Origin of the sequence: Rhodococcus sp. PAE-6 (genome assembly GCF_025290685.1) — a bacterium.
GTDB classification, from domain to species: Bacteria; Actinomycetota; Actinomycetes; order Mycobacteriales; family Mycobacteriaceae; genus Rhodococcus; species Rhodococcus pyridinivorans.
Genome location: NZ_JAOCLZ010000144.1, coordinates 1 through 264, shown reverse-complemented (window position 1 = coordinate 264; position 264 = coordinate 1). Strand labels below are relative to the sequence as shown.

Annotated in this window: 1 protein-coding gene; it reads right to left on the bottom strand. The window is 59.1% G+C overall.

Going from position 1 to position 264, the window contains the following annotated elements:
• On the bottom strand, nt 1–228 hold a 228-nt coding region (locus tag NVV99_RS26570; RefSeq protein WP_260783308.1), incomplete at its 3' end, for a DUF817 domain-containing protein.
• Nucleotides 229–264 lie beyond the last annotated feature (36 nt).

Here is a 264-nt window from a genome sequence, read left to right as displayed (position 1 = left end):
GTAGCGCGTGATAAACCCCGCGCCGCCATCCGGCCAGAACCAGCGGGTGAGGATGATGAGCGCCAGCATGGCGCCACCGAAAAGGCAGGCCCATGCCTGTTTCAGCCCGAAGACCAGAAACTCGATCAGCGCATCGCTGATCCGGTGACGCGGCAGATTGTCGAGAAGGCGGTGGGCGGCCTTGTCGATGCGTCTTTCAAGGCCGGTGAATTGCCTATCGGTCTGCAATTATGGTTTCCAGAAACTGGGTCAGATTATCGGTCA